This window comes from Micromonospora sp. NPDC049175, from assembly GCF_043197345.1.
GTDB lineage: Bacteria > Actinomycetota > Actinomycetes > Mycobacteriales > Micromonosporaceae > Micromonospora.
Genome location: NZ_JBICSY010000007.1, coordinates 166,797 through 189,952, shown reverse-complemented (window position 1 = coordinate 189,952; position 23,156 = coordinate 166,797). Strand labels below are relative to the sequence as shown.

The 23,156-nt window shown below is 69.7% G+C and carries 26 protein-coding genes; 16 read left to right on the top strand and 10 right to left on the bottom strand.

Annotated features, from left to right (window positions below; all coding sequences use genetic code 11):
* Positions 1-45: 45 nt before the first annotated feature.
* Positions 46-852, bottom strand: coding sequence for a hypothetical protein (locus tag ACGFH8_RS26800; RefSeq protein WP_393372160.1), 807 nt, complete (start codon positions 850-852; stop codon positions 46-48).
* Positions 853-925: 73 nt separating this feature from the next.
* Positions 926-1,771 (bottom strand): hypothetical protein, encoded by an 846-nt coding sequence (locus ACGFH8_RS26795; protein WP_393372157.1) that lies wholly within the window; start codon positions 1,769-1,771, stop codon positions 926-928.
* Between the two features lie 419 nt (positions 1,772-2,190).
* Here ACGFH8_RS26795 and ACGFH8_RS26790 point away from each other — a divergent pair, with 419 nt between their 5' ends.
* The 4 genes from ACGFH8_RS26790 (at position 2,191) to ACGFH8_RS26775 (ending at position 5,552) form a co-directional block, all read left to right on the top strand.
* Positions 2,191-3,420 carry a helix-turn-helix domain-containing protein gene (locus tag ACGFH8_RS26790; RefSeq protein ID WP_393372155.1) on the top strand — a complete coding sequence of 410 codons (1,230 nt, stop codon included), beginning with the start codon at positions 2,191-2,193 and terminating at the stop codon, positions 3,418-3,420.
* 213 nt (positions 3,421-3,633) lie between these two features.
* A complete protein-coding gene (locus ACGFH8_RS26785) occupies positions 3,634-3,801 on the top strand; it encodes a hypothetical protein (protein ID WP_393372152.1) in 168 nt (55 codons plus the stop codon).
* On the top strand, positions 3,791-4,963 hold the full coding sequence (locus tag ACGFH8_RS26780; protein WP_393372149.1) for a helix-turn-helix domain-containing protein: 1,173 nt from the start codon (positions 3,791-3,793) through the stop codon (positions 4,961-4,963). Before ACGFH8_RS26785 ends, ACGFH8_RS26780 begins: the two co-directional genes overlap by 11 nt.
* Before the next feature lie 49 nt (positions 4,964-5,012).
* On the top strand, positions 5,013-5,552 hold the full coding sequence (locus ACGFH8_RS26775; protein ID WP_393372147.1) for a GNAT family N-acetyltransferase: 540 nt from the start codon (positions 5,013-5,015) through the stop codon (positions 5,550-5,552).
* Between the two features lie 9 nt (positions 5,553-5,561).
* On the opposite strand, the gene ACGFH8_RS26770 is transcribed toward ACGFH8_RS26775, so the two are convergent.
* Positions 5,562-6,029, bottom strand: a complete 468-nt coding sequence (locus tag ACGFH8_RS26770) for a nuclear transport factor 2 family protein (protein WP_393372144.1) — start codon at positions 6,027-6,029, stop codon at positions 5,562-5,564.
* A gap of 525 nt (positions 6,030-6,554) precedes the next feature.
* Between ACGFH8_RS26770 and ACGFH8_RS26765 the strand changes: the two genes are divergently transcribed.
* Positions 6,555-7,550, top strand: a complete 996-nt coding sequence (locus ACGFH8_RS26765) for a DUF1152 domain-containing protein (RefSeq protein WP_393372142.1) — start codon at positions 6,555-6,557, stop codon at positions 7,548-7,550.
* A gap of 40 nt (positions 7,551-7,590) precedes the next feature.
* Here ACGFH8_RS26765 and ACGFH8_RS26760 read toward each other — a convergent pair whose 3' ends face one another.
* Positions 7,591-7,953 (bottom strand): winged helix-turn-helix transcriptional regulator, encoded by a 363-nt coding sequence (locus tag ACGFH8_RS26760; protein WP_393372139.1) that lies wholly within the window; start codon positions 7,951-7,953, stop codon positions 7,591-7,593.
* A gap of 108 nt (positions 7,954-8,061) precedes the next feature.
* On the opposite strand from ACGFH8_RS26760, the gene ACGFH8_RS26755 reads away from it, so the two are divergent.
* Complete coding sequence (locus tag ACGFH8_RS26755; protein WP_393372136.1) at positions 8,062-8,901, top strand: NAD(P)H-binding protein; 840 nt, start codon at positions 8,062-8,064, stop codon at positions 8,899-8,901.
* A gap of 93 nt (positions 8,902-8,994) precedes the next feature.
* Here the strand turns inward: ACGFH8_RS26755 and ACGFH8_RS26750 are convergent, their stop codons facing one another.
* A complete protein-coding gene (locus ACGFH8_RS26750; protein ID WP_393372133.1) occupies positions 8,995-9,897 on the bottom strand; it encodes an NADP-dependent oxidoreductase in 903 nt (300 codons plus the stop codon).
* Between the two features lie 106 nt (positions 9,898-10,003).
* On the opposite strand from ACGFH8_RS26750, the gene ACGFH8_RS26745 reads away from it, so the two are divergent.
* Together ACGFH8_RS26745 and ACGFH8_RS26740 are read left to right on the top strand one after the other, a co-directional pair.
* A complete protein-coding gene (locus ACGFH8_RS26745; RefSeq protein ID WP_393372131.1) occupies positions 10,004-10,402 on the top strand; it encodes a winged helix-turn-helix transcriptional regulator in 399 nt (132 codons plus the stop codon).
* Positions 10,403-10,492: 90 nt separating this feature from the next.
* A complete protein-coding gene (locus ACGFH8_RS26740; protein ID WP_393372439.1) occupies positions 10,493-10,945 on the top strand; it encodes a nuclear transport factor 2 family protein in 453 nt (150 codons plus the stop codon).
* Positions 10,946-10,968: 23 nt separating this feature from the next.
* Here the strand turns inward: ACGFH8_RS26740 and ACGFH8_RS26735 are convergent, their stop codons facing one another.
* From ACGFH8_RS26735 to ACGFH8_RS26725, 3 genes are all read right to left on the bottom strand, one after another.
* Positions 10,969-11,181: a DUF1737 domain-containing protein gene (locus tag ACGFH8_RS26735; RefSeq protein WP_393372129.1), complete on the bottom strand. Its 213-nt coding sequence runs from the start codon at positions 11,179-11,181 to the stop codon at positions 10,969-10,971.
* A gap of 51 nt (positions 11,182-11,232) precedes the next feature.
* Complete coding sequence (locus tag ACGFH8_RS26730; protein WP_393372126.1) at positions 11,233-12,153, bottom strand: alpha/beta fold hydrolase; 921 nt, start codon at positions 12,151-12,153, stop codon at positions 11,233-11,235.
* Positions 12,154-12,280: 127 nt separating this feature from the next.
* Positions 12,281-14,425 carry a prolyl oligopeptidase family serine peptidase gene (locus ACGFH8_RS26725; RefSeq protein ID WP_393372124.1) on the bottom strand — a complete coding sequence of 715 codons (2,145 nt, stop codon included), beginning with the start codon at positions 14,423-14,425 and terminating at the stop codon, positions 12,281-12,283.
* Between the two features lie 86 nt (positions 14,426-14,511).
* On the opposite strand from ACGFH8_RS26725, the gene mshB reads away from it, so the two are divergent.
* The 3 genes from mshB (at position 14,512) to ACGFH8_RS26710 (ending at position 16,603) form a co-directional block, all read left to right on the top strand.
* Entirely contained in the window at positions 14,512-15,609 is a 1,098-nt protein-coding gene (gene mshB / locus ACGFH8_RS26720) for an N-acetyl-1-D-myo-inositol-2-amino-2-deoxy-alpha-D-glucopyranoside deacetylase (protein ID WP_393372122.1), read from the top strand.
* 14 nt (positions 15,610-15,623) lie between these two features.
* Positions 15,624-16,073, top strand: coding sequence for a hypothetical protein (locus ACGFH8_RS26715; RefSeq protein WP_393372119.1), 450 nt, complete (start codon positions 15,624-15,626; stop codon positions 16,071-16,073).
* A gap of 65 nt (positions 16,074-16,138) precedes the next feature.
* Positions 16,139-16,603 carry a hypothetical protein gene (locus tag ACGFH8_RS26710; protein ID WP_393372436.1) on the top strand — a complete coding sequence of 155 codons (465 nt, stop codon included), beginning with the start codon at positions 16,139-16,141 and terminating at the stop codon, positions 16,601-16,603.
* A 562-nt stretch (positions 16,604-17,165) separates the two neighbouring features.
* Here ACGFH8_RS26710 and ACGFH8_RS26705 read toward each other — a convergent pair.
* Positions 17,166-18,350 carry a GNAT family N-acetyltransferase gene (locus tag ACGFH8_RS26705; protein ID WP_393372433.1) on the bottom strand — a complete coding sequence of 395 codons (1,185 nt, stop codon included), beginning with the start codon at positions 18,348-18,350 and terminating at the stop codon, positions 17,166-17,168.
* 97 nt (positions 18,351-18,447) lie between these two features.
* Here ACGFH8_RS26705 and fdxA point away from each other — a divergent pair, with 97 nt between their 5' ends.
* The 5 genes from fdxA to ACGFH8_RS26680 all read left to right on the top strand — a co-directional run bounded on the left by fdxA (position 18,448) and on the right by ACGFH8_RS26680 (position 22,441).
* Positions 18,448-18,774, top strand: coding sequence for a ferredoxin (gene fdxA / locus ACGFH8_RS26700; RefSeq protein ID WP_091422126.1), 327 nt, complete (start codon positions 18,448-18,450; stop codon positions 18,772-18,774).
* Positions 18,771-19,880, top strand: coding sequence for a succinyldiaminopimelate transaminase (gene dapC, locus ACGFH8_RS26695; RefSeq protein ID WP_393372431.1), 1,110 nt, complete (start codon positions 18,771-18,773; stop codon positions 19,878-19,880). The genes fdxA and dapC overlap by 4 nt, the downstream gene beginning before the upstream one ends.
* A gap of 239 nt (positions 19,881-20,119) precedes the next feature.
* A complete protein-coding gene (locus ACGFH8_RS26690) occupies positions 20,120-21,133 on the top strand; it encodes a prephenate dehydrogenase (protein ID WP_393372116.1) in 1,014 nt (337 codons plus the stop codon).
* A 10-nt stretch (positions 21,134-21,143) separates the two neighbouring features.
* A complete protein-coding gene (locus tag ACGFH8_RS26685; RefSeq protein ID WP_393372113.1) occupies positions 21,144-21,794 on the top strand; it encodes an SIMPL domain-containing protein in 651 nt (216 codons plus the stop codon).
* Positions 21,794-22,441, top strand: coding sequence for a nucleoside/nucleotide kinase family protein (locus ACGFH8_RS26680; RefSeq protein ID WP_393372111.1), 648 nt, complete (start codon positions 21,794-21,796; stop codon positions 22,439-22,441). The genes ACGFH8_RS26685 and ACGFH8_RS26680 overlap by 1 nt, the downstream gene beginning before the upstream one ends.
* A 70-nt stretch (positions 22,442-22,511) precedes the next feature.
* Here ACGFH8_RS26680 and ACGFH8_RS26675 read toward each other — a convergent pair whose 3' ends face one another.
* A complete protein-coding gene (locus tag ACGFH8_RS26675; protein ID WP_393372108.1) occupies positions 22,512-23,069 on the bottom strand; it encodes a sugar O-acetyltransferase in 558 nt (185 codons plus the stop codon).
* Positions 23,070-23,156 lie beyond the last annotated feature (87 nt).

Sequence of the window (23,156 nt, the reverse complement as noted above, 5' to 3'; positions counted from 1 at the left end):
GCTTCCAGACAGCAGTCCGCCAGTCAGTCAGGAAAGATACGACACTCAACCATTCAAAGTCTCCCCTTTCCCCGCCGGTGCGGCAGGCCCGAGGAGCGAGGTCTTCAAGCCGTTTTCGCGTCCCCGCCACAAGGTGTTCAAACGTTCACGATGCTTCGTGTAGGTGCGTTCCGGGATGGGTGGAACTTTCGACGTGGCGACGGTGTACTCGGAAAATATCGCGAGCAGTTCTCCGAGTGCAAAACTTCTCAACTCCGTCTCTGACAGACTCTTGATGGAATCAAGCCGACGATCGATCGACTCGATCGCACGGGAAGCAGATTTCCACGAAGTGACGTCGGCCAGAAGCGCGTATGCAACGAAAAAACCCATGAGGGCAATGAAGACGCGAGTAAGGTTCGCTGTGGTGCTCGATGGGACGATCGCCAGTGCGAATAAGAAGACAAGTGTCGCCGACGACATTACGATAGTCAGTAGGTGCGTGCCGCTCTGGGCGCATTCATGATAGAGGCACCGATTCCAAAATGCATTCTCTCTTAAATGGTCCCGAAGTCGAACAAGGCCATCTGCGGCCTTGCTCGCGAAGTAGTCCGACTCCACACTGTCGGCGGCGCGATTCCGGATCTCGGTGCCGGCCTTGCGAAGAAGTTCCGTCAGGTCGAAAGCTTGGTCAAAGGGCTCAAGCGCGTCGAGCAGCATCGCCCGCCGTCGAATTTCGTCTCCCACGCCTTGTTTCTGCTGACCTTGGTGCCGTAAGTAGAAGGTTGCGATCTGGCACAGGAAGGCGACAATCGCGGCGAAATAGGACAGCCGAGGCATGAGTACGGCAATTAACGTCACGATTAGCGTCACGACCTGTAGCCGCCGACTACATGAATATGCTTGAGATGCAGCCTTTAGTTGTTCGTGCGCGATAGCGGCTAGCTCAGTAGGCACGTCCGGCGAGTTTGCCACCGAAGAACTCCTCTACGAGGCCTGAGGCTGCATCTTTGCGTGAGGTCTGCGGCATTGCAAGCGCGATTGCGGTTGACTCTTTTATGATTTCGAGTGTGCGGGCATCTCGTACCCTGGAGGGGGGAGGTCGACCCATCCGATTTTCTGTATCCATATCGCCGCCGACCCAGCTGGCACAAAGGGAGAGAATTTGCGCTAGGCACCGGGAATATGGCGGAACGGTGTGAAGGTCTTCGAGCGCGAGGCTGGCCAACTCTTCAAGGTCGGAAGACTCAAGTCTCGCCTCACGCGAGATATTCCATAGCTTCAATAATCGCACCACGGTTACGAAACGCGCACCGAGCCTGAGAATCGAACGTTCCGTTAGCGTTTTCAATCTTGTGGGAAAAAAGGTTTGCCATTCATTGTTGCGACCCGCTGGAATGAGGTAACCATTCTGTCTGCCATAGCGAATCGCGGGCATGACGTCAACCGCTGGCGGGCGCGCGAATTTTGCTGAGGCTACGAATTCATCCGGTTCTACCATGATGCTGGCTGCTGTCAGGGCAGCGGCCAGATCCGCGATCCCTTGACGCGGTTCAAGGTGGGATTGCTCAGCGGTTTCCAGGATCGCCAGTAGATCGACATCGGAGTGGCTGCTGAGAGCGGTTGCGCGAGCGACGGATCCGACCAATCTGCACTCGGCGCATACGCCACTACGCACCAGCACGTCGGCTACCTCATCGGCCTTGGCTTGAAAACGCTGGTAGTCAGCTGCACTGGGCTGCACAGATTGGTCGATCTTGTCGAGTGCTGCGTCTGCTGCGTTGATCAACACGTTCCCTCATCCTGGGCTGCCACAACACTAACCAATGAGGGGAAGTCGACGCGACGAGGCCTGGGTGCGGGAGTTGGCAGCCCCAGAGCTGACTCCTCGTGCAAGTTGCGAATCGCTCACCCTGTGTCTCGCGCGACGGCGCCCGCGCACTCGAACTCAAGTTGTATACGCGTATCCGAATGCCATCAAGCGCTGTCGACAGTAGTGGGTGGGGTAACCGGCGGTTTCGATGGCAATGAGAAGGTCACCCTACCGACGAGTTCTCACGCGTGGCCCCCCGCTGCCTCAGTCCTTCACCACAGCTTCGGTCCGAATGCACTGTGGCATTGCTATCGGCCTGGTTCGGTGTACCGTCCGAAGTGGTGGCCCGTCGGACGGCCGGCAGGGAAGGGGCTCACCCCGCTACCTGGGAGGCTGCGATGCATTCGACCATCGGTGATCATCTGCGCAAGCTGCGGACTGAGTCAACCCTCACCCAGGAGCGATTGGCAGAGCGCGCGAGCGTGAGCGTCGAGACGATCCGCAAGTTGGAGCAGAACGAGCGGACCAGCGCCCGCATGTCGACCCTCAACAAGTTGGCCACTGCTCTGGGTGTGCCCACGTCTGCGCTGATGGGTTCAGCGGCGCAGGCCCAGGCGATGCGAGAGCCCGATGCCGAGCCGCTCGGTCTTGTTGATGTTCGTCGTGCCCTGACCCCGGTGTCCGGCCTTGACGGCCGTTCGGTGGTCGACCATCCCGAGGTCGGGCCGCCGACCTCTGCTGACGTGCGCGGTTCGATCCGAGCAGCGAACACGATCTACCACGCCAATGACTATGCAGCCGCCCTTGCGCTGATTCCCGGCCTGCTCGACGAGGCTCTGACCTTTGTCGAAGTCGCTGATGGTGATGAGCGGTTGGTCGCGCACGCACTGGCATCGCGGGCTCACCAGTTGGCTGGTCGGCTGCTTATCCAACTTCGCCGCGCTGACCTCGCGCACGTCGCCCTCACCGCAGCCCTCGACCACGCACGGCGTAGTGGTGACCAGATGGTGGGTGCCGCTGCGGTCGCGCCGATGTGCTGGCTGCTGTTGCGGCAGGCACGTTTTGGTGAAGCGGAAACCCTCGCGGTGCGGACTGCTGACCAGGTGGAGCCGAAGCTGTCCACGGCGTCCCCGGCCGACCTTGCCGCATGGGGCTTCCTGCTGATCAAGGGAGCGTCGGCCGCTGTCCGGGATGCTCGGCACGATGACGCGCGGGACATGCTCGACCTGGCGGCGGCCGGCGCGCATCGGCTCGGCGGCCGCCCGAATCCGGACGCCGATGTCACGGGCAATGACTATTCGGTTGAGGGCGTTCATCTGATGCGGGTGGAGTCGGCGGTGATCGCCGGCCGCCCCGACGAGGCACTGGCCTTGGCGCAGCAGGTTCATCGGTCTCCGCAGGTGACTCCGTCGTCGCGGCAGCGGCACCGTCTGGACGTTGCGTTCTCGCACGCGCAGACCGGCGCCTACGCTGAAGCCACCGGCGTGTTGCTTGAACTGCGAGACCAGGCGCCTGCCTGGCTGCGACAGCAACGGTATGCCCGCGACATCGTCCAGTCGATCTCCGAGCGGCGTCGGCGGGCGATGTCCAAGGAACTTGCCGAACTGGCCTCTCTGGTCGGCGCGTAGTCGCCCGGGACGTACGACCTTCCCCCAATTCCGTTTGTCCTGGTCTGTCGTGTACCTGGCCGTCGCTCTCTCGCCAAGTGAGCATGTGGCTACAGGGTGCGATCGACGAGTGGATGTTTCCATCGGTCCTGCTGCGATCCGTACCCCTCAGCGAGCGCGGCGGCGGTAGTCCTCTTCAGGGCACCGCAGCCGCGCCTCCCAGGGAGGTCGCAGGTGGATAGCACGGAGCCGGCATTGCCACAGAGCCGTGGCGAGCAAGTCGACGCCGATGAACGGGATGAGGCCAAACGCCGGTTGCTCGCGCAGGCCGAGGCGGAACGGATCCCGGTGGAGGAGACGACTCGGGCGGTGCCGGATCGGCGGTGGCGTGGTGAGCCGTGATCCCGTGCCGATCGGTCGGCGGGTCGCGTACCTGCGGGTGCGGCGAAGGCTGTCGCAGCAGTCGTTCGCGGATCGGTTGGGCAAGTCGAAGAGCTGGGTGGACAAGGTCGAGCGTGGGGTTCGGTCCCTGGAACGGGTGTCGACGATCCGGGAGATCGCGGCGGTGTTGCGGGTCGACGTCGCGTCGCTGCTTGGTCGTGATGTGCAGCCCGCTGGGGTGGCCGAGTCTGACGAGGGCGTGGCGCGAATTCGGGCGGCACTGTCGGCGTACCCGATGGCCTTTGGTTGCCCGACGGACCGGCAGGTGCTGTCGCCCGATCGGTTGGCTGGGGAGGTGCGGCAGGTGTGGATGACCTATCAGTACGCCCGGTATCCGCGTCTGGTCGAGCTGCTGCCCACGGTGGCGACCGAGGTGCACCGCGCCCACGTCCAGGACCCCGCGGCCGGACGGGTGGGGATTGTGGAGGTGTATCGGGTGACGGCGGCGTTGCTGGTCAAGCTGGGCGAGGGGAGCCTGGCCTGGTTGGCCGCCGACCGGGCGATGTCGGCCGCCGCCGGCGACCGGGTGTTGCTGGGCTGCGCGGCGGTGCAACTCGGTCAGGCGCTGCGGGCGTCAGCGCGGGCCAGGCCGGTGCTGCTGGCTGCCGCGGACCAGATCGCCCCCGGCACGCCGGAGGGAGCGTCGCTGCGCGGGTCGCTGCTGGTGCAGGCCGCCCTGATCGCGGCCAGGGCGGGTGACGACCGGGCGGCCGGTGAGCTGCTGGACGAGGCTGCCAGGCTGGCCGCCCAGGTGGGCGACGGACATGATCACTGCTGGACGGCGTTCGGGCCGACGGCCGTCGAGCTGGCGCGGGTTGCCGCCGCCGTGGAGTTGGGCGACGGGCCGCAGGCAGTCGCCCGGCACGAGGAGGCGATCGGGCGGGACGGGTGGCGATGGCTGCCGATCGAGCACCGGGCCGCGCATCTGATCGACGCGGCACGTGCCTACCTTCAGACGGACGACCCCGCCAACGCTGCCCGGGTCCTGTTGCGGGCTGAGAGCATCGCGCCCGCCGAGATCCGCCACCGGCCAGCCGCCCGGGACGTGGTGGCCCAGGTCGCCCGCGACTCGGATGCCCCGCCGATGATCACCCAACTCGCCATCGGCCTCGGGGTGCTGTGAGCAGGTATACCCGGTCGTGGATCTCCAGGCCGGCTGTTAGCGTCGCGGCATGTTCGCCACCGACCGGGTCCGACTGCGCCCGCCCACGCCAGACGACGCGCCGAACATGCTCCGCCTGTACGGCGATCCCGAGTTGCACCTGATCACCGACGGCGAGCCGTTCCTGCCGCGCCACGTCGGCCAGGTCCGGGCGCGACTGGAGAAGCAGGTCACCGAGCCGCCCGACGGTCAGGCCCCGGTGTCGCTGCTTGCCGAAACCACGGCCGACGGCACGTTCCTCGGTGGCGGCGCGCTGTGGGGGATCAACCCGTTCAATCAGTACGGCCACCTCGGCATCTCGCTGGTAGCCGAGGCCCGTGGCCAGGGGTACGGGGCGGAGGTGATCCGGCTGCTCTGCCGGTACGGCTTCCGCAACCGCAACCTCCGCCGTCTGGAACTGGAGACGCTGGCCAGCAACACCGCCATGCGGCGGACCGCGGAGACCTGCGGCTTCACGCACGAAGGCACCCAGCGGGAGCGCGAGTACGACGGCGACGGCTTCAAAGACATGGTGATCTACGGTCTGCTCCGGCGCGACTGGACGCCGTAGCCGGCCGGATCAGGGCTGGGCTGCGCCTTCGACTGTGGTGCTCTCCTGCGGACGAAGCGCGGTCAGCAGACTGTCGAGTTGACCCCAGGCCCGCGCGCTGGAGATGTGGTCGATGTAGTCGCGCGACTCGATGATGAGCCCGTCGCGGATGCGCATCACGAAGACGCACGGCACCGTGAACGCCTCACCCGTCTCGTTGACCCGCCCCTGATAGGCGAACTCGGCGACGATCACCTCCGGGTCGGCGGTTTCATGAATCGTCACGTCGACCGGCTTACGGTTCAGCGTCCGGGCGACCGGGGGCGGCGCGGTGAAGTGCTCGTGCAGCTCAGCGCGGCTGCGCAGCGGAGGCGGGTTGAGCGGGTGGAACGGATGCGTGACGTGGGTCTGTTCGGCGTAAAGGTCAGCCAGGTCGTCGTACGGACCGTCGCAGACGCCGTTCACCAGCCGGAGGAAGGTTTCGCGTGGGCTACTCATGCCGGGCTTCCTCTGAGTCGATAAATGTCACTTGAGCGTGCGGAGGATTTCATCCGGGGAATGGCCGGCACCCCATCGACGGCACCCTACCGACCTCAGCCGCGACCTGACTGCCCCGGAGCGCCCCGTCGGCCGTATCACGTGCGGTGTGATCGGCTGCGAACCCATCAACCGATGAGCGCGTCCCCGATCTGCCGGGTGGTCTGTGCGGCCACCCGGTTGCGGGATGGCCAGCGGAAGGTGCGGGGCCAAGCGGGGCAGCCACCGATACTCCTTCTCGGCCTGACTGACGGCGCCAGCGTGCCGGGGCAACCGGATCACGAATGCCTCGCCGAGCCGATGGATGACGTGGTCGGACCCGCCCGGCTCGACCAGGTGCAGCGGCAGCCCGGCCCACTGTGGGAACTGCGTCACGATCAGCCGTCTGACCAGAACGCGGTCGATTCGAGGTCGGGTAGTCACCAAGGACGGCTCCTGTCGGGAGAGAAGTTGAGGTACGCCTCCGCCGTCGGTGATCATTGTGCGGTGATCACCCCTGCCGCGCTGTCGGCCGACTCCGGTGCGTTCTCGCTGGCCGTTCCGCCACTGTTTGCCGCGCTGGCCCCGGCGCGGAGCATCCTGATCGCCGGAGCGGGTGGGGGCTTCGACGTGTACGCGGGACTGCCCCTGGCGTTCGCCTTGTGGCGCGCCGGCGCGCAGGTGCACCTGGCCAGCCTCTCCTTCTCGGAGCTCGAGTTGATCGACCGGGACGCGTGGGTAGCCGAACATGTGGCAGCCGTACAGCCGGATACCGCGAGCCCCGACTGGTACTTCCCCGAACGAACCCTCGCCCGATGGCTGGCGGCTCAGCAACTGCCGTCGACGGTGTACGCGTTTCCGCCGCTCGGTGTCCAGCCACTGCGGGCGGCGTACCGGCACCTGGTGGACCACCTCGCCATCGACGCGGTGGTCCTGGTCGACGGCGGCACCGATGTCCTGTTGCGGGGCGACGAGAGCGATCTCGGCACCCCGGTGGAGGACATCACCAGCCTGGCCGCCGTGGCCGAGCTGGACGTACCGGTCAAGCTGGTGACCAGTCTCGGCTTCGGCATCGACGCGTACGACGGCGTCAATCACGTACAGGTGCTGGAGAACCTCGCCGCGCTCGACCGCGACGGTGGGTACCTCGGCGCTCTGTCCATTCCCGGTTCCAGCCAGGAGGCGGAGCTCTACCGCGCTGCCGTCGCTGACGCCCAGGCCGCCACCCCGCAGCGGCCCAGCATCGTCCAAGGGCAGATCGCCGCCGCGACCAGCGGCGCTTTCGGGGACGTCCGATTCACCAGGCGTACCGGCAGCGGCGACCTCTTCGTCAACCCGCTGATGGCGATCTACTTCACCGTGGATCTCGACAAGCTGGCCGCCCGGTGCCTGTACCTCGACCGCATCGAGAACACCGTGGGCAGGCGGCAGGTCATCACACGCATCCAAGCGTTCCGTGACGAATTCCTCGACGCCCGCATCCCTCGCGCATTCCCGCACTGATCGCTCACCGGCGGCAGCTCGTGCACCCGATCGTGGTGCCTCATCGGCCGGCGTCGTAGGCGTGCCGTGCGCGCTCCACCTCGCCGAGGTGGGCGTCGGCCCAGGTGGTCAGGTGCGCGAAGAGCGGACCGAGGCTGGCGCCCAGCTCGGTGATCTCGTATTCGACCCGGGGTGGCATCTCGGCGTAGTAGGTGCGTGCCACGAGCCCGTCGCGTTCGAGTTGGCGTAGCCGTTGCGTGAGCACCTTCGGTGTGATGCTTGTCAGTCGGCGCTCCAGCTCCACGAAGCGCTGCCGCCCGTACTCGTGCAGGGCCCACAGAATGGGCGTGGTCCATCGACTGAACACGATGTCGACGACCGGCGCGACCGGGCACGCCAGCTCGGGGTTGGCTGACCGTTGCATGTGGCCTCCGTCATAGAGCCGTTACTATCCTCTAGGTACCTACTATATCGGCGCTACTAACGTCTCCTCCAACCGCGTGGACGGCGCGGTCGACTTGGAGGTTCAGACATGTTCGTCGTGACAGGCGCCACCGGGAATGTCGGTCGGACGCTCTTGTCCATCCTCGCCGCGTCGGGTGCCGCGGCGACGGCGGTGTCCCGCGCGCGACGCCCGGTCGTCGTACCGGACGGGGTTCGCCACCATCGCGCGGACCTGGAGCGGCCGGAGAGCCTGCGGCCGGCGCTCGCTGGCGCCGAGGCGTTGTTCCTGCTCGTGGAGGGCGCCGGAGCGCATCTCGACGTGCCCGAGATCCTGCGGGTGACCACGGACGCCGGCGTGAAGCGCATCGTGCTGCAATCCTCGCAGGCGGTCGGCACCAGGCCCGGGACGGCGTCGCACGCGCCCCTGCGCGCCATCGAGGAGCAGGTACGCCGCTCCGGCCTCGACTGGACGATCCTGCGCCCCGGCGGCTTCGCCTCCAACGCCCTCGGTTGGGCCGAATCAGTCCGCGATGGACGAATGGTGGCCGCACCGTTTGGCGAGGTCGGTCTGCCGGTGATCGATCCGGACGACATCGCCGAGGTGGCGGCTGTCGCCCTCCGCGACGGCGCCCACGTCGGTCGCACGTATGAGCTGACCGGTCCGACGCTGAGCACGCCACGTGAACGGGTTGCCGATCTCGCTACCGCGCTCGGCGAACCGATCAGTTTCGTCGAGCAGACGCCCGACGAGGCCCGCGAACAGCTGCTGCGATTCATGCCACCACCGGTGGTCGAGGGAACGCTGGCGATCATCGGTGCGCCGACCGCACGGGAGCAGCGGATCAGCCCGGACGTGTCGGAGGTCCTGGGCCGACCGCCACGCCCCTTCGCCGCCTGGGCCGCGCGCACCATCGACTCCTTTCGCTGACGCGACAGGACGTCGAGCCGTCGCTTCCCTCGGACTGATGATCGGCCAGCCGTGAGCGGCTGGCCGGTCATCGGCAGGGCCGTGAGCGACTGATCAGGGGACGATCACCACGCCGCCGCGCACGCCGCCTCGGGCCAGTCGGTCGTGGGCCGCCGCCGCGTCGGTGAAGGGGTACACGTCAGCGACCCGGAGCGGGATGTCGCCGCTGGTGACGAGTTTGACCAACTCACCCAGCCGGGATCCGTCCGGCAGCACCTCCAGTGCGAGGGTCCGAATTCCCCGCACCGACTCCGGGCGAAGTGGAGGTGAAGCGGCCACATAGCCGCCCCCGTCCCGGACGAGGTCCAGCAGCCCGGGGCCGAGCACCGCCAGGTCGATGACCGCGTCGAACGTCCCCGTCGGATCGTCGGCGCGCGACAGGAACGCCCCGCCCAGCGACTCGACGAACTCGCGGTCGTCGGCGCCGGCGAGTCCCGTGGCGTGCAGACCGGCCGCCCGGGCCAGCGCCAGCACGAACCCGCCGACCTGCCCGGCGGCTCCGGTGACGAGCACGGTCGAGCCCGCGGGGAGCCCGAGCAGGTCGAGGGCCTGGGCGGCGGCCAGGCCATTGGTCGGCAGGGTCGCTGATTCGGTGGCGGGGACGCCGGCGGGCGCGGAGGTCAGCCCGGCGGCGTCGAGGACCACATACTCCGCGTGGGTGCCGACCGTGGTGCGTAGCCAGTGCGAGAAGCCGATGACCTCGTCGCCGATCCTGAACTCCTCGACCGACGGGCTGACCGCGTCGATGCTGCCGGCGACGTCCCAGCCCGGCGTGTACGGCAGACCGGTCGGCAACGGGGCCGGAAACCGACCGGAGCGGAGCATCAGATCGACTGGATGTACGACTGACGCCGCGACCCGCACCCGGACCTGCCCCGGACCGGGCTCGGGTACTGGCACGTCGATCACGTGCAGGACCTCCGGCCCTCCGAACTGTGCATAGCTGACTGCGCGCATCGCCGACTCCTTCGTGGGACCTCGTGATCACCACGACCGTACGAATCGACGGAACTGTCAGTAAGTAGGTACCGTAAAGTGCCTAGGGAACCCGAGGAGAAAGAAGATGGCGACGATGACTGCGGCGCAGCGCCGCGACCAGGCCAAACGTGACTACGACGCGTTCCTGGAACAATGCCCGACCCGCGGGCTGTTGAGCAGGCTCACTGACAAGTGGGTCGCCCTGGTGATCCCAGCGCTCGCCAGCGGCCCGCAGCGGCATGGCGAACTCGCCCGCCGCATCGCCGGCGTCAGTCAGAAGATGCTCACCCAGACCCTGCGCACGCTGGAACGCGACGGCCTGGTCACCCGCACGGTCACTGCCTCGATGCCGGTCCGCGTCGACTACGCGCTCACCCCGCTCGGCCATGAGCTGTTCCCGGTCATGGTCGCGATCAAGGACTGGGCGGAGACACACATGGACCGCGTCTTCGAAGCCCGGACCCAGTTCGACGCTCGCCCCTGACCTCTCGTTGCCGCTCGGTGCGGCGGGCGACGCCCGCGTCCACCGCCAGCGCCGTCCCATCTCCGGGTGGCCGCCCGCGTCGGCTCCGGCATGGCCCCCCAAGGTTGTGGCCATCGAAGGCTCGCCAGACTGTCGTTGGTGGAGGTTAGGGTCCGCGTCGTGGACGACACCTCGACGACCCGGCAGGCCGCGCACGCCTACGTCGACCTTCTGGAACGCCGCGACTGGTCCGGGCTGGCCGCCCTGCTCAGCGACGATGTGGTCTACGAGATGCCACAGACCCGGGAGCGCATTCGCGGGAGGGACGGCTTCCTGCGGTTCAACACCGAATATCCCGGTGATTGGCACCTCCGGCCGCGACGGGTGGTCGCCGATGGCCGTTCCGCCGCCCTGTTGCTCGACGTCCGCGTCGGCGACGAGCAACAGGACGCGTGCGTCTGGCTCGAGATGTCCGAGCAGGGGCTGATTAACAAGATCATCGACTACTGGCCCGAACCGTACGATCCGCCGCAGGGTCGGGAACACCTCGTGGAGCGTTGGTGACAGTGGCTGGTGCCACCGCGCCCCTACCTGGCGTCGTCCGTGGCCGCCTCGGGATCGACCGGGTGCGGCAACACCACCGCTTGCGCGGCGATGACGCGTTCGCCGTCGAAGGTCAGCGCCGGTGAACCATGCAGTCGATAGCCCTGATCGAGAAGCGCGCTGACGCGGGCGCAGAATTCGGCATCATCGGGTCCGGTGATCAGGCGGTAACCGAGGGGCTTCGTAAAATCTGACATTGTCGCATTGTCCCCGCCGGGGTGACGGCGCTGGCCGAGCCGTCCCCGCGTTCAGGAACGACCGATGGAGCGGTCGAGGAAGTCGCGGATCATCGGCGCGGCGACGTCGAGCTTGTCTTCCAGCAGGAAGTGGCCGGTGTCGAGCAGGTGGAACTCGGCCGACGGCAGGTCCTTGCGATAGGGGTGGGCGCCAGCGGCCGGGAAGACCGGGTCGTTCTTGCCCCAGACGATCAGCGTCGGCGGTTGGTGGTCGCGGAAGAAGGCATGGAACTCCGGGTACAACGTGACGTTGCTGCCGTAGTCGTAGAACAGATCCAGCTGGATGTCCGCGTTGCCGGGGCGAGCGAGCTGCATGTCGTCGTGGTCCCACCGGTCGGGGTCGAGCCGACTGACGTCCTGCACCCCCGCCGTGTACTGCTGCTTGACCGTGTCGGAGCTGAGGATGAACGCGATGGCCTGGCGGCGCTCGTCGGTCTTCTCCGCCCAGTAGGCCTTGATCGGATCCCAGAACGCACTCAGGCCCTCCTCGTACGCGTTGCCGTTCTGCACGATGAGCGCGCTGACCCGGTCGGGGCCCTTGAGGGCCAGCCGGTAGCCGGTCGGCGCGCCGTAGTCGAAGCAGTAGAGCGCGTAGCGATCCACGCCGAGTTGGCCGAGCAGGCCTTCCATGAGGTTGGCGAAGTTGGCGAACGTGTAGTCGAACGACGACCGGTCCGGACTGGCGCTGTGGCCGAAACCCGGGAAATCCGGGGCGATCACCCGGTACCGGTCCGCGAGCAGGGGGATCAGATGGCGAAACTGCGAGGACGCCGTGGGAAATCCGTGCAGCAGCAGGACCGCTGGGCCGTCTGCCGGTCCGGCCTCCCGATAGAAGATATCGATCCCGTTGACTGTCGCCGTTCGAAAGTGCGTGACCGGAAATTCGCCTTCCTGCACGGCGGCGACCGAAGGTTTCTGCGCAATGCCCACCATTGTGGAGTCCTTTCGGAATGAAGGGAAAGCGGTGCCGCCCTGGCGATCTCTGTGCCGGGTCCCGCTTCGGTCAGCATGGCATCGGCAGAGTGCCCGACGTGCCGAAATCACTTATCCAACAGCGCTTTCACAGCAGATGGGTACGGAGGAAGTCGAGTTCCAGGGGGAGCAGTCGCTCGGCGGTGCCGTTCGCGGCCATGTGGGTGGCGCCGGTCAGCGGCAGGACCGCGTGCGGGCGACCGGTGCTCAGCAGGGCCGCGGAGAGCCGGAGCGTGTGCGCGGCCACCACGTTGTCGTCGGCCAGGCCGTGCACCAGCAGCAACGGGCGGGCCTGGTCGGGGCCGGTGACCGGCTCGGCGGCCAACTCGACAAGTGAGTGGTGCGCGTAGACGTCCATGCCGTCCTCCGGCAACCCCAGATAACGCTCGGTGTACGCGGTGTCGTACAGCGTCCAGTCGGTCACCGGCGCGCCCGCGATCCCGCACCGGAACAGCTCCGGGTGACGCAACACCGCCAACCCGGCCAGCCACCCGCCGAACGACCAGCCACGAATCCCCACCCGCCCCATGTCCAGGTCGGGGTGCTTGCCGGCGAGCGCGGTCAGGGCGTCGATCTGGTCGGTCAGGGTCACGTCGGCCATCCGCCGGTGGATCGCCTTCTCGAACGACGGTGCCACTCCCGGCGTACCCCGGTTGTCGATGGTGACCACCGCGAACCCGGCATCGGCCCACCACTGCCGTTCCAACCAGGCCGCCCGCGCCGCCACGACCTCCTGGTGCCCCGGCCCGCCGTAGATGTCCAACAGCACCGGCAGCCGCCGGCCCGTCACGTGGTGGTCCGGGTAGAGCACCGCCGCCGGCAGCCGCCGATCGGTCACCCGCTCCAGCAACGGCAGCGGAGAATACGGAGGGGCCGCGGCCAGCGACCGCAACTCGGCCAGCTCCTGGTCGCCGCGCCGCACCGTCCACCGCACGCCCGCGTGGTCGAGTGACGCGACCCCGACGGCCAGCACGTCGCCGCCCACGGCGGCGGTGTGCCAACCCGAGTCGGTGGTGATCCGGCGGGCGTCCACCCCACCACCGATTGTGGTGCGGACCCGGAACAGGTGCCGCTCGCTCGGCTCACCGTCGCTGGCCTCGACCAGCAGGTCGGCCGGACCGGAACTGGCCGGCAGCCGACCCACGACCCGCCGTACGTACAGCGACGGCGGAGTGAGCAGGGTGCCGTCCGCGAACAGACACCGCGCGTCGTACCCGTCGTGTGCCAGCTCCCCGCCGACCAGCACCCGGCCGTCCGGCAGGTGCGCCGGGGTGCCGGCGATCGGCTCGACCCAGCGCGGATCGGCCAGCTCCGCGTGCACCTGCGTCTCACCCGTGCGAGGGTCCACCGCGAGCACCAACCCGTGCTGCTGCGAGCGGCGCAAGACGGTGATCAGCGGGCTGCCCTCGACCCAGCTCACCGCGGTCAGGTACGGGTAGGTCTCCCGGTCCCAGTGCACGTCGACCCAGCCGTCGTCGAGGTCCAGCAGGTGCAGGCTGACCTCCGCGTTCGGTCCACCAGCCCGGGGGTACGCCACGGCGGTCGGCGGACTGGCCGGCTCGGCCGGGTCGTGCAGGTGCCAGCGGTCCAGGCGGGACTCGTCGACCCGGGCGGCGAGCACCGAGCGCCCGTCCGGCGCCCACCAGTAGCCCCGGAACCTGCCGAACTCCTCCGCCGCGATGTGCTCGGCCAGCCCCCAGCTCACCCCGGCGTCCTCGCCGGCCAGCAGGGTGTCGGCGCCGTCGGCCTCGATCACCCGCAGCTCGCCCCGACGCACACCCTCGCCCGCGTCGGTCACGTACGCCAGCCGCTGCCCGGTCGGGTCCGGACGTGGATCCAGCACCGGGCCGACGGTGGCCACCTCCACCACGTCGCCGTGCACCAGATCGGCCCGGAACAACCGCCCGGCCAGCGCGAACACCGCGATCCGCCCGGCGGCGTCCAGCGCGTACGAGCCGATGCCCGCGGCGCTGAGCCGTAACCGCTCACGCAGCGCGCGTTCGCCAGGGGAGAGGGACCGCACGTCCCCGCCCTCGCCCAGCAGGGTCGCCGGGTCCGCGACCAGGCGCTCCTCGGCGGTGGCCACGTCCAACAGCCAGAGCGCGTCCGCCGGATCCTCCGGCCCGGCCGAGCGTAGGAAGATCACCCGGGAGCCGTCGTCGGCCACGGAGACAGCGCGCGGCGCGCCGTGGCTGAACCGGCGGGTGCGGGCGGCCAGCTCCGGAAAGTCCACAGACCAAATCGTAGAGCGGTACGGGGGGTGATGTGGCCGACCTGGGCGGACGCGTCAACGCCAGCGGGACCTGACCGCCGGTTAGAGTGACCGTCGTGACGATGCTGCCCGACCGCCGCCTGCTGCTGGTCCACGCGCACCCCGACGACGAGTCGATCGGCACCGGCTCGACGATGGCCCACTACGCCGCCGACGGGGCCCACGTCACGCTTGTGACCTGCACCCTCGGTGAGGAGGGCGAGATCCACGTACCGGCGCTGGCCCAGCTCGCCGCCGCCGAGGCCGACCAACTCGGCGGTTACCGGATCGCCGAGCTGGCCGCCGCGTGCGCCGCGCTCGGCGTCAGTGACCACCGCTTCCTGGGCGGGGCCGGCCGTTACCGCGACTCGGGGATGATGGGTCTCGCCACCAACGACCACCCCCGCGCCTTCTGGCAGGCCGACCTCGACGAGGCCGCCGGGCACCTGGTGGAGATCATGCGGGAGGTACGCCCGCAGGTGCTGATCACGTACGACCCGAACGGCTTCTACGGCCACCCCGACCACATCCAGGCCCACCGGGTCGCGATGCGCGCTGTCGAGCTGGCCGCCGGCGAGGGTTGCGCCCCGCTGAAGGTGTACTGGACCGCGTTGCCGCTCAGCGTCCTGGAGGCCGGCATGGCGCATTTCGCCGAGTCCTCCGACAACCCGTTCGGCGGCATCGCCGACATCGCCGACCTGCCCTTCGGCACCCCGGACGCCCAGATCGCCGCCCGGATCGACGGCACCGACCAGCACACGGCCAAGGAAGCCGCGATGCGGGCGCACGCCACCCAGATCCCGGCCACCTCGTGGCTCTACTCGATCGCCGGCAACTTCGGCGGCGAGTTCATGGGCGTGGAGTTCTTCACCCTCGCGGTCGGCGAGAAGGGCCCGGGTTCCGGGCCGTATGGCTGGGAGGACGACCTCTTCGCCGGGCTTGCCGAGGAGAGCGCTTCGGACCAGTCGTCGGTCGGGGTCGGTTCGGTTGGGGTCGGTTCGGTTGGGGTCGCTTCGGGCGGTGTTGCCTCGGGCGGGGTCGCCTCGGGCGGGGTCGCCTCGGGCGGGGTCGCCTCGGGCGGGTCGTCGGTTGGGGCCGCTTCGGACGGGTCGTCGGTCGGGGCCGCGCCGGACCGGTCCTCGGTCGCGGCGGCGGGTCTTCGGTGACCCTGCCCGCGTCGATGACGGTTCTGGACGACGAGGATGCCCCGCCCCCGGCGGGGCCACCGCCGCGACTGCTCGACCTGGGCCTGCGGCTGGCCGGCGCGGTCGTCGTGGTGGTCGCCGGAGTGCTGAGCGGGGTGCTGGAGTTGCTGCTCGCCACGGTCCGCGTCGGCGGGCAGCTGATCGGTGTCTCGGCGCTCCTCGCCGTCGGTACCAACATCGTGCTGAGCTGGTTCGCGCACGAGGCGGTCGGCCGCAGGTGGGCGGTGGCGCTGCCGGCGGTGCCATGGTTCGCGCTGATGGCGGTGGCCGCGATCCGTACCAACGAGGGTGACCTGTTGCTGGCCGGCGACAACTGGGTCGGCCTGGCCATGATCGTGGCCGGTGCGATGACCTTCGCGGTGATGGGCTTCCGACAGATCCTCGCTCCGCCGGCCACGCTCGGGCTGATGACGCCACCCAGGTAAGGGTGGTAGATATTCCAGCCAGGGATATGAGCCCCGCGACGGGGCGTACGGCAGGAGGTCCGGTGATGGACAGACGGTGGCGTGACATCGCGGTGCTCGTGGCAGCGTTGTTCGCGGTCAACGTGGTCGCCCGGCTGATCATCCGGTTCGGCTTCGAGGAGGACGACACCGCCGCCGACCGGGTGTCGTTGGCGATGTTCGCGGTGATCGGGCTGACCCTGGCCGTGGTCGCCTTCCGCTGGGGTCGTCGCCGGCCACTGGCGGACTGGGCGGCCGACATGGCTCTCGTGGTGCTGGCCGCGATGCTGTTGACAGTCCTGGTCGGGCCGCTGCTGATCGGCCACAACCCGTTCGATGGCGGCGCGCCGACGTTCTTCGCCCAGCTCTGGCTGTACCTGCTCGCCTCCGGCGCCGGGGTGCTGATCGGCTACCTGGTGCTCACCGCGCTGGGGCGTGACTACCGCTCGTGGCAACTCAAGCGGTACGCCGAGGTCAAAGCCGCCAAACCCCGCCGCGTCGTCCGCCGCTAACCCGCTCACGCTGTCGGGCTCGCGGTGTCGGGCTCCCGTGGTCGGGCTCGCGGTGTCGGGCTCGCGGTGTCCGGTTCGCGGTTCCGACTCGCGGTGTCGGGTTGGCGGTGTCGGGCTCGCGGTTTCGGGCTCGCGCCTTGATCAACTCGGATTCCATGAAGTCGGGCTGTCCCGGGCGTGCGGATACCCCGATTTCCTGTTGATCAACTCGGCTTTCGTGAAGTTGGGCCGTCCTGGGCAGTCGGATGCCGCGACTTCCCGAAAGTCGAGTCGATCACTGTGCCCGACCCGCCGCCGCGCGTGCCAGTTGCCACGCGTGCCTGGTTCGCCCTGCGCAACCCCGATCCCGTTGATCATGGAGTTAGCGGCGCGACACGCCGCGCTGGACGGCAATAACCTCATGATCGTCGTGGCCGGGTGGCCGGGTGGCCGGGTGGCCGGGTGGCCGGGTGGCCGGGTGGCCGGGTGGCCGGGTGGCCGGGTGGCCGGGTGGCCGGGTGGCCGGGTGGCCAGGTGGGCTCGTGGGCTCGTGGGCGGGTTTGCCTCTGCTGGGCGGTTCGGGTCAGTTTGGGGCGACTCGGGTCAGGTAGGTGTGGTGCGTGCTGAAGCCGAGTCGCTGGTAGAGCGCCACCGCCGCCGCGTTGTGTTGCTCGACCTGGAGGAACGCGTGCGTCGCGCCAGTGGACACGCCCCAGTCGGCCAACTCGTGGATCACGCGGCCGGCCAGCCCTTGACGGCGGGCCGCCGGTAACACCTCAATGAGGCTGAGGCCCAACCAGCGCCCCTGACCGGTCACCGTGCCCCGGCCGATCGCCACCAGCGTGCCGTCGACGTACACGTGGGCGAAACGGACCTGGTCCACGGCGGTGAGCACGTGCCGGGCGGCCTCCGGCAGGCCGCCCTTGCGGCCGGCGGCGACGGCCAGCCACCCCGCGCTCGGCGCGCTGGCCAGCTCAACGACCGCATTGCTCCACGCGCCGGTCTGTCCGTCGACGGCACCCGCACCAGCCTGCCCGTCGACGACACCCGCGCCGGCTTGTCCGTCGACGACACCCGCGCCGGCTTTTCCGTCGGCGGCAGCCGCGCCGGCTTGTCCGTCGGCGGCAGCCGCGCCGGTCTGTCCGTCGGCGGCAGCCGCGCCGGCCAGTCCGTCGGTAGCCGCGCCGGTCCGGTCGGTGGTGGTTGGTCGGGTAACCGGTGCGGTGTTGGTCGGCGTGGCTCCGTTGGTCGTTGGCGGTCGTAGCGGGAGCGGCCTGGTCTGCACCAGGACCGGCGGGCGGGCGGCCCAGCCGCGGGCGTCCAACTCGGCCCCGACCGGGGCGGCGAGTGGCAGGGGTGTGTTGATGATCGGAGGCTGGCCCTGTTCGGCGTACCAGCGTTCGACCGCGTCCACGGCGGCGGGCAGCGGTCGGTCGGGGTCGCCGATCGGCAGCGCCGAGTTGGCCCGCCCGCTCCAGCCTTCCGCCGAGCGGAGCAGCCAGTCGCCGAGCTGGCCCCGTGTGAGTGCCGGCCAGGCCTCGTCGGCAGCCCGTTCCAACGCAACGACCGCCGCGGCGGTTGGCCGGCGGGTGGGTGGCACCCGCTTGGCGCGGTGGACCTGCGCCACCGGTACGCGTAGGTGGCCCTGTGCGGTGGAGAGCGTGAGATGAGTCTCGCTCAGCTCGACCAGCTCGCCGAGAGCGTCGGAGAAGAGCGGGCGGCCCTCCCGAATCCCCACAATCCGGCGGACTACGATTCGGTGTCCCACATCCTGCTGTCGGAGCACGATCGACCCCCTCCCCGGCGAGATACTAGGCTCTTACCGTCGCGGGTGATCGCGGCGTGTCTTGCGGAGGAGAAGACCGGTGACCTACATCATCGCCGAGCCGTGCGTGGATGTGCTCGACAAGGCATGCATCGAGGAGTGCCCGGTCGACTGCATTTACGAGGGCAATCGGATGCTCTACATCCACCCCGACGAGTGCGTCGACTGTGGTGCCTGTGAGCCTGTCTGCCCGGTGGAGGCGATCTTCTACGAGGACGACGTCCCCGAGCAGTGGAAGGACTACACCGGCGCCAACTACGAGTTCTTCGAGGAGCTGGGCTCGCCCGGCGGTGCCTCGAAGATCGGCAAGGTGGAGAAGGACGCCACCTTCGTCGCCGCGCAGCCGCCGCGCGGCGAGGGCCACTGAACCGGCCCGCGCCGGTCTCGTCGCGGCTGCCCGAGTTCACCTGGGACACCCTGGACGCCGCGGCCACCCTGGCCGCGGCGCATCCGGAGGGCCTGATCAACCTCTCCATGGGTACGCCTGTCGACCCGGTGCCCGAGGTGATCCGGCGGGCGTTGGCTGACGCGTCCGATGCTCCCGGTTACCCGCTGACCGCCGGCACCCCCGCGTTGCGGGCCGCGATCGCGGCGTGGGTGTCCCGGGCCTGTGGCGCCGGGGTCGACGGTCTCGGCGTGCTGCCGACGATCGGCTCGAAGGAGCTGGTCGCCTGGCTGCCGACCCTGCTCGGCATCGGCCCGGGTGACGTGGTGGTGGTGCCGTCGATCGCGTACCCCACCTACGAGGACGGCGCCCGGTTGGCCGGCGCGACTGTCGTCCGCGCCGACTCGCTCACCGCGGTCGGGCCGACCTCGCGGGTCCGGTTGGTCTGGGTCAACTCGCCTGGCAACCCGACCGGCCGGGTGCTGCCCGCGGCGCACCTGCGCAAGGTGGTCGACTGGGCTCGGGAACGCGGCGCGGTGGTCGCCAGCGACGAGTGCTATCTGCCGCTCGGCTGGTCGGCCGAGCCGGTTTCGGTGCTGTCGCCGCAGGTCAGCGGGGGCAGCTATGCCGGGATCCTCGCCGTGCACTCGCTGTCCAAGCGATCCAATCTCGCCGGCTACCGGGCCGGGTTCGTGGCCGGTGACCCGGCGCTCGTCGCCGAGTTGCTCAAGGTGCGCAAGCACGCGGGCATGATCGTGCCCGCGCCGGTGCAGGCGGCCATGGTGGCGGCACTGGAGGACGAGCGACACGCCGAGGAGCAGCGGGAGCGCTACCGCGCCCGCCGGGAGGTGCTGGCCGCCGCGTTCACCGGCGCCGGGTTCACCGTCGAGCACTCCGAGGCGGGCCTCTACCTCTGGCTGACCCGAGGTGAGGACTGCTGGCAGACCGTCGACTGGTTGGCGCGGCGCGGCATCCTGGTCGCCGCGGGCGCCTTCTACGGTCCCGGCGGTCAACAACACGTACGGGCGGCGCTCACCGAGTCCGACGAGCACATCGCCGGCGTCGCGGCGCGCCTCGCGCGGGACTGACCGCACGTCCGGGCGGTCGGGCGGCGGAGCGGCCGTACGACGCTGATCTGAGGCGGACAACCCCCTTCCGGACGGCCTCGCCAAGATTTACGATCTTGCGGATCGTCACGGGGTGGGAGGACGACGCGTCGCCGCCGAGGACTGACCGGCGTCCGGGCGGGGCCCGGACGATATCCTCGGCCCGACCTGGTCGGGGCCGCGTCGGCCCCACACCCCAGCAGGAACGTCGAGGTGCGCGGATGGTGGACCGGCTCGGTGTGCGGGCGGCGGTGGTCGGCACCGGCCTGATCGGTGGCTCGGTGCTGCTCCGACTGCATGCCGCGGGCGTCGACGTGACCGGCTGGGATCCCGACGAGCACACCCGGCGGGAGGCCCGCCGGATGGGCGTACCCGCTCCGGACCGGCTGGTCGAAGCGGTGGCCGACCGGGACGTGGTCTTCCTCTGCGGTCCGCTGCCCACCCTGCCGGCGACGCTGCTCGACGTGGCGGCGATGACCGGCGAGCGTTGTGTGCTGACCGACGTGGGTAGCACCAAGGAGGAGGTGGCGGCGTTCGCCGCCGCACACGGGCTGACGCACCGGTTCGTACCCGGGCACCCGATGGCCGGCACCGACCGGGCGGGCCTGCCGGCGGCCGGGCCGGAGCTGCTCAGCGGCGCCGCCTGGGTGCTCTGTCCCGCCCCCGGGCCGGCCACGGCCGCGTTCCGCTGGCTGGCCGAGCTGCTTGTGGACCTCTTCGGGGCCCGGGTGGTGCCGATGTCGGCGGCGGAGCACGACTCGGCCGCCGCGCTCGCCTCCCACGTGCCGCACCTGCTGGCCGGCGCGCTTGCCGGCGCCGTGCAGCGCGCGCCGCTGCGCGACGCGATACTCGCGCTCGCCGCCGGCAGCTTCTCCGACGGCACCCGGGTCGCCGGCACCCCCGCCGGTCGGACCGCCAACATGCTGCTCGGCAACCGGCAGCGGGTGCTGCGCGAGCTGGCCGAGGTCACCGCGTTCCTGGACGACCTGACCGACGCGCTGCGCGCCCGCGACGCACCGGCGCTCACGGCACGGTACGACGAGGCGGGTGCCGCCCGCGCGGCGCTGCGCGAACGCCGGTTCGACGCGTACGACGGGCAGTTCCCGCTCGGCGGCGACCACGCCGCGGAGGTGTCCTGGCTGCGCGAGCTGGGGGTGGCCGGCGGTCACCTGTTGGGTCTGCACGTCGGCGTCGACACCGTCTCCTACACGGCGCGGCGGCCGGCGGCTGACTAGGCTGAGGGGCATGGTGGCGGACGGTCCGGTGGTGCAGGTACGCGGCGAGGCGTACCGGGAGGTGCCGCCCGAGCTGGCCCGCTTCGCGGTCACCGCGACAGCGCGGGACCGGGATCGGGAGACCACCCTGACCCGGCTGGCCGAGCGTGCCGCTGCCATCCGTGTGCTGCTGGACGGCTCCGGGTCAGCGGTGGCGCGGCGGGAGACAGGCGATCTGCGGGTGCGACCGGAGACCCGCCGCTCGGGCGAGCGGGTGGTCGCCTGGCACGGCGGCGTGACCACCACGGTCACCGTCACCGACTTCACCGCCCTGGGCGAGTTGATGCTCCGGTTGGCCGACCAGGATCAGGTCGAGGTGGCCGGGCCCTGGTGGGAGCTTCGCCCGGACAGCCCCGCGCACCGGGAGGCCCGACACGCCGCGATCCGCGACGCGCTGGTCCGGGCCCGGGAGTACGCCGAGGCGCTCGGCGCCCAGGTCACCTCGTTGCTCGAGCTGGCCGACGCCGGGCCGGGTGACCGGCCGATGTTCGCCCGCGCGTCGTTCGCCGGGGGTGGCGGCGCGGGTGGTGGCCCGCCGGAGCTGGAGCTGGACCCGCAGCCACAGACCGTGCAGGCGGCCGTGCAGGCGCGGTTCACGATCAGCACGCCGGTCCTCGACTGATGCCACCGGCTCGGGTGCTGTCGGTCGACGGGTTGGTGCAGCGCGCGCTGGCGCTGGCCGAGGCCGGCCCGCGGCAACTGCTGGGCATCGCCGGCGCGCCGGGCGCGGGGAAGTCGACGCTTGCCGAGCAGGTGGTGGCCGCCGTCGGGTCGGCCGCCAGACTGGTGCCGATGGACGGCTTCCACCTGGCACAGGTCCAGCTGGTCCGGTTGGGTCGCGCGGACCGCAAGGGCGCGGTGGACACCTTCGACGCCAACGGGTTCGTCTCGTTGCTGCGCCGGCTGCGTCGGCTGGAGCCCACCTCGGTGTACGCGCCGGAGTTCCGCCGGGAGTTGGAGGAGCCGGTGGCCGGGGCGATCGAGGTGCCGCCGTCGGTCCGGCTCGTGGTGACCGAGGGCAACTACCTGCTGCTGCCGGATTTTCCGTGGCAGGAGGTGCGCGGGTTGCTGCACGAGGCGTGGTTCCTCGACCTGGACGCCGATCTGCGCCAGCGCCGGTTGACCGCCCGCCACGAGGCGTTCGGGCGGTCGCCGGAGCAGGCACGCGAGTGGGCGCTGGGCAGTGACGAGGTCAACGCGGCCCTGATCACTCCGTCCGCCGACCGCGCCGACCTGGTGGTTCGCCTGTCCGAGTCGCCGACGGTCTGACCGGCCGGGCCGGGGGCGGCGTGGTCGGCCGGTCCGAGTCGTCGGTGGACCGACCAGGCCAGCCTGACCGTCAGTCCAGTTCGCGTACCGGCCGGGCGGGGTTGCCGACGGCGACCACGTTGGCGGGCAGGTCCCGGGTCACCACCGCTCCCGCGCCGACGACTGTGTTCGCGCCGATCGACACTCCGGCCAGCACGATCGCGCCGCCGCCCAGCCAGACGTTGTCGCCGAGGGTGATCGGCTTGGCGGCCTCCCACTTGTCGCGACGCGGACCGGGCTCCACGGGGTGGGTCGGCGTGAGTAGCTGCACGTTCGGTCCGATCTGGACGTCCGCGCCGATGGTGATCGGTGCGACGTCGAGGAAGACGGCGTTGTAGTTGACGAAGCTGCGGGGCCCGATCCGGATCTGCCAGCCGTAGTCGCAGGAGAACGGTGGGCGGATCCAGGTGCCCTCGCCCAGTTCGCCGAGGAGTGCGCCCAGTGCCGCGATCCGGGCCTGCGGGTCCGCCGCGGGACTTGTGTTGAAGCGTTCCATCAGCCGGGCGGCCCGGTCCAGGTCCGCGACGATCTCGGGGTCGTCGGCGAGGTACGGCTCACCGGCGAGCATCCGGTCCTTCATGGAGGTCACCCGGTCGATGATGCCCGGCGAACCCGCCGTGGGTTGGCAGGTCCGTCATATTTTCGACCCCTTTTTTGCATACCGAGTATGCAATAC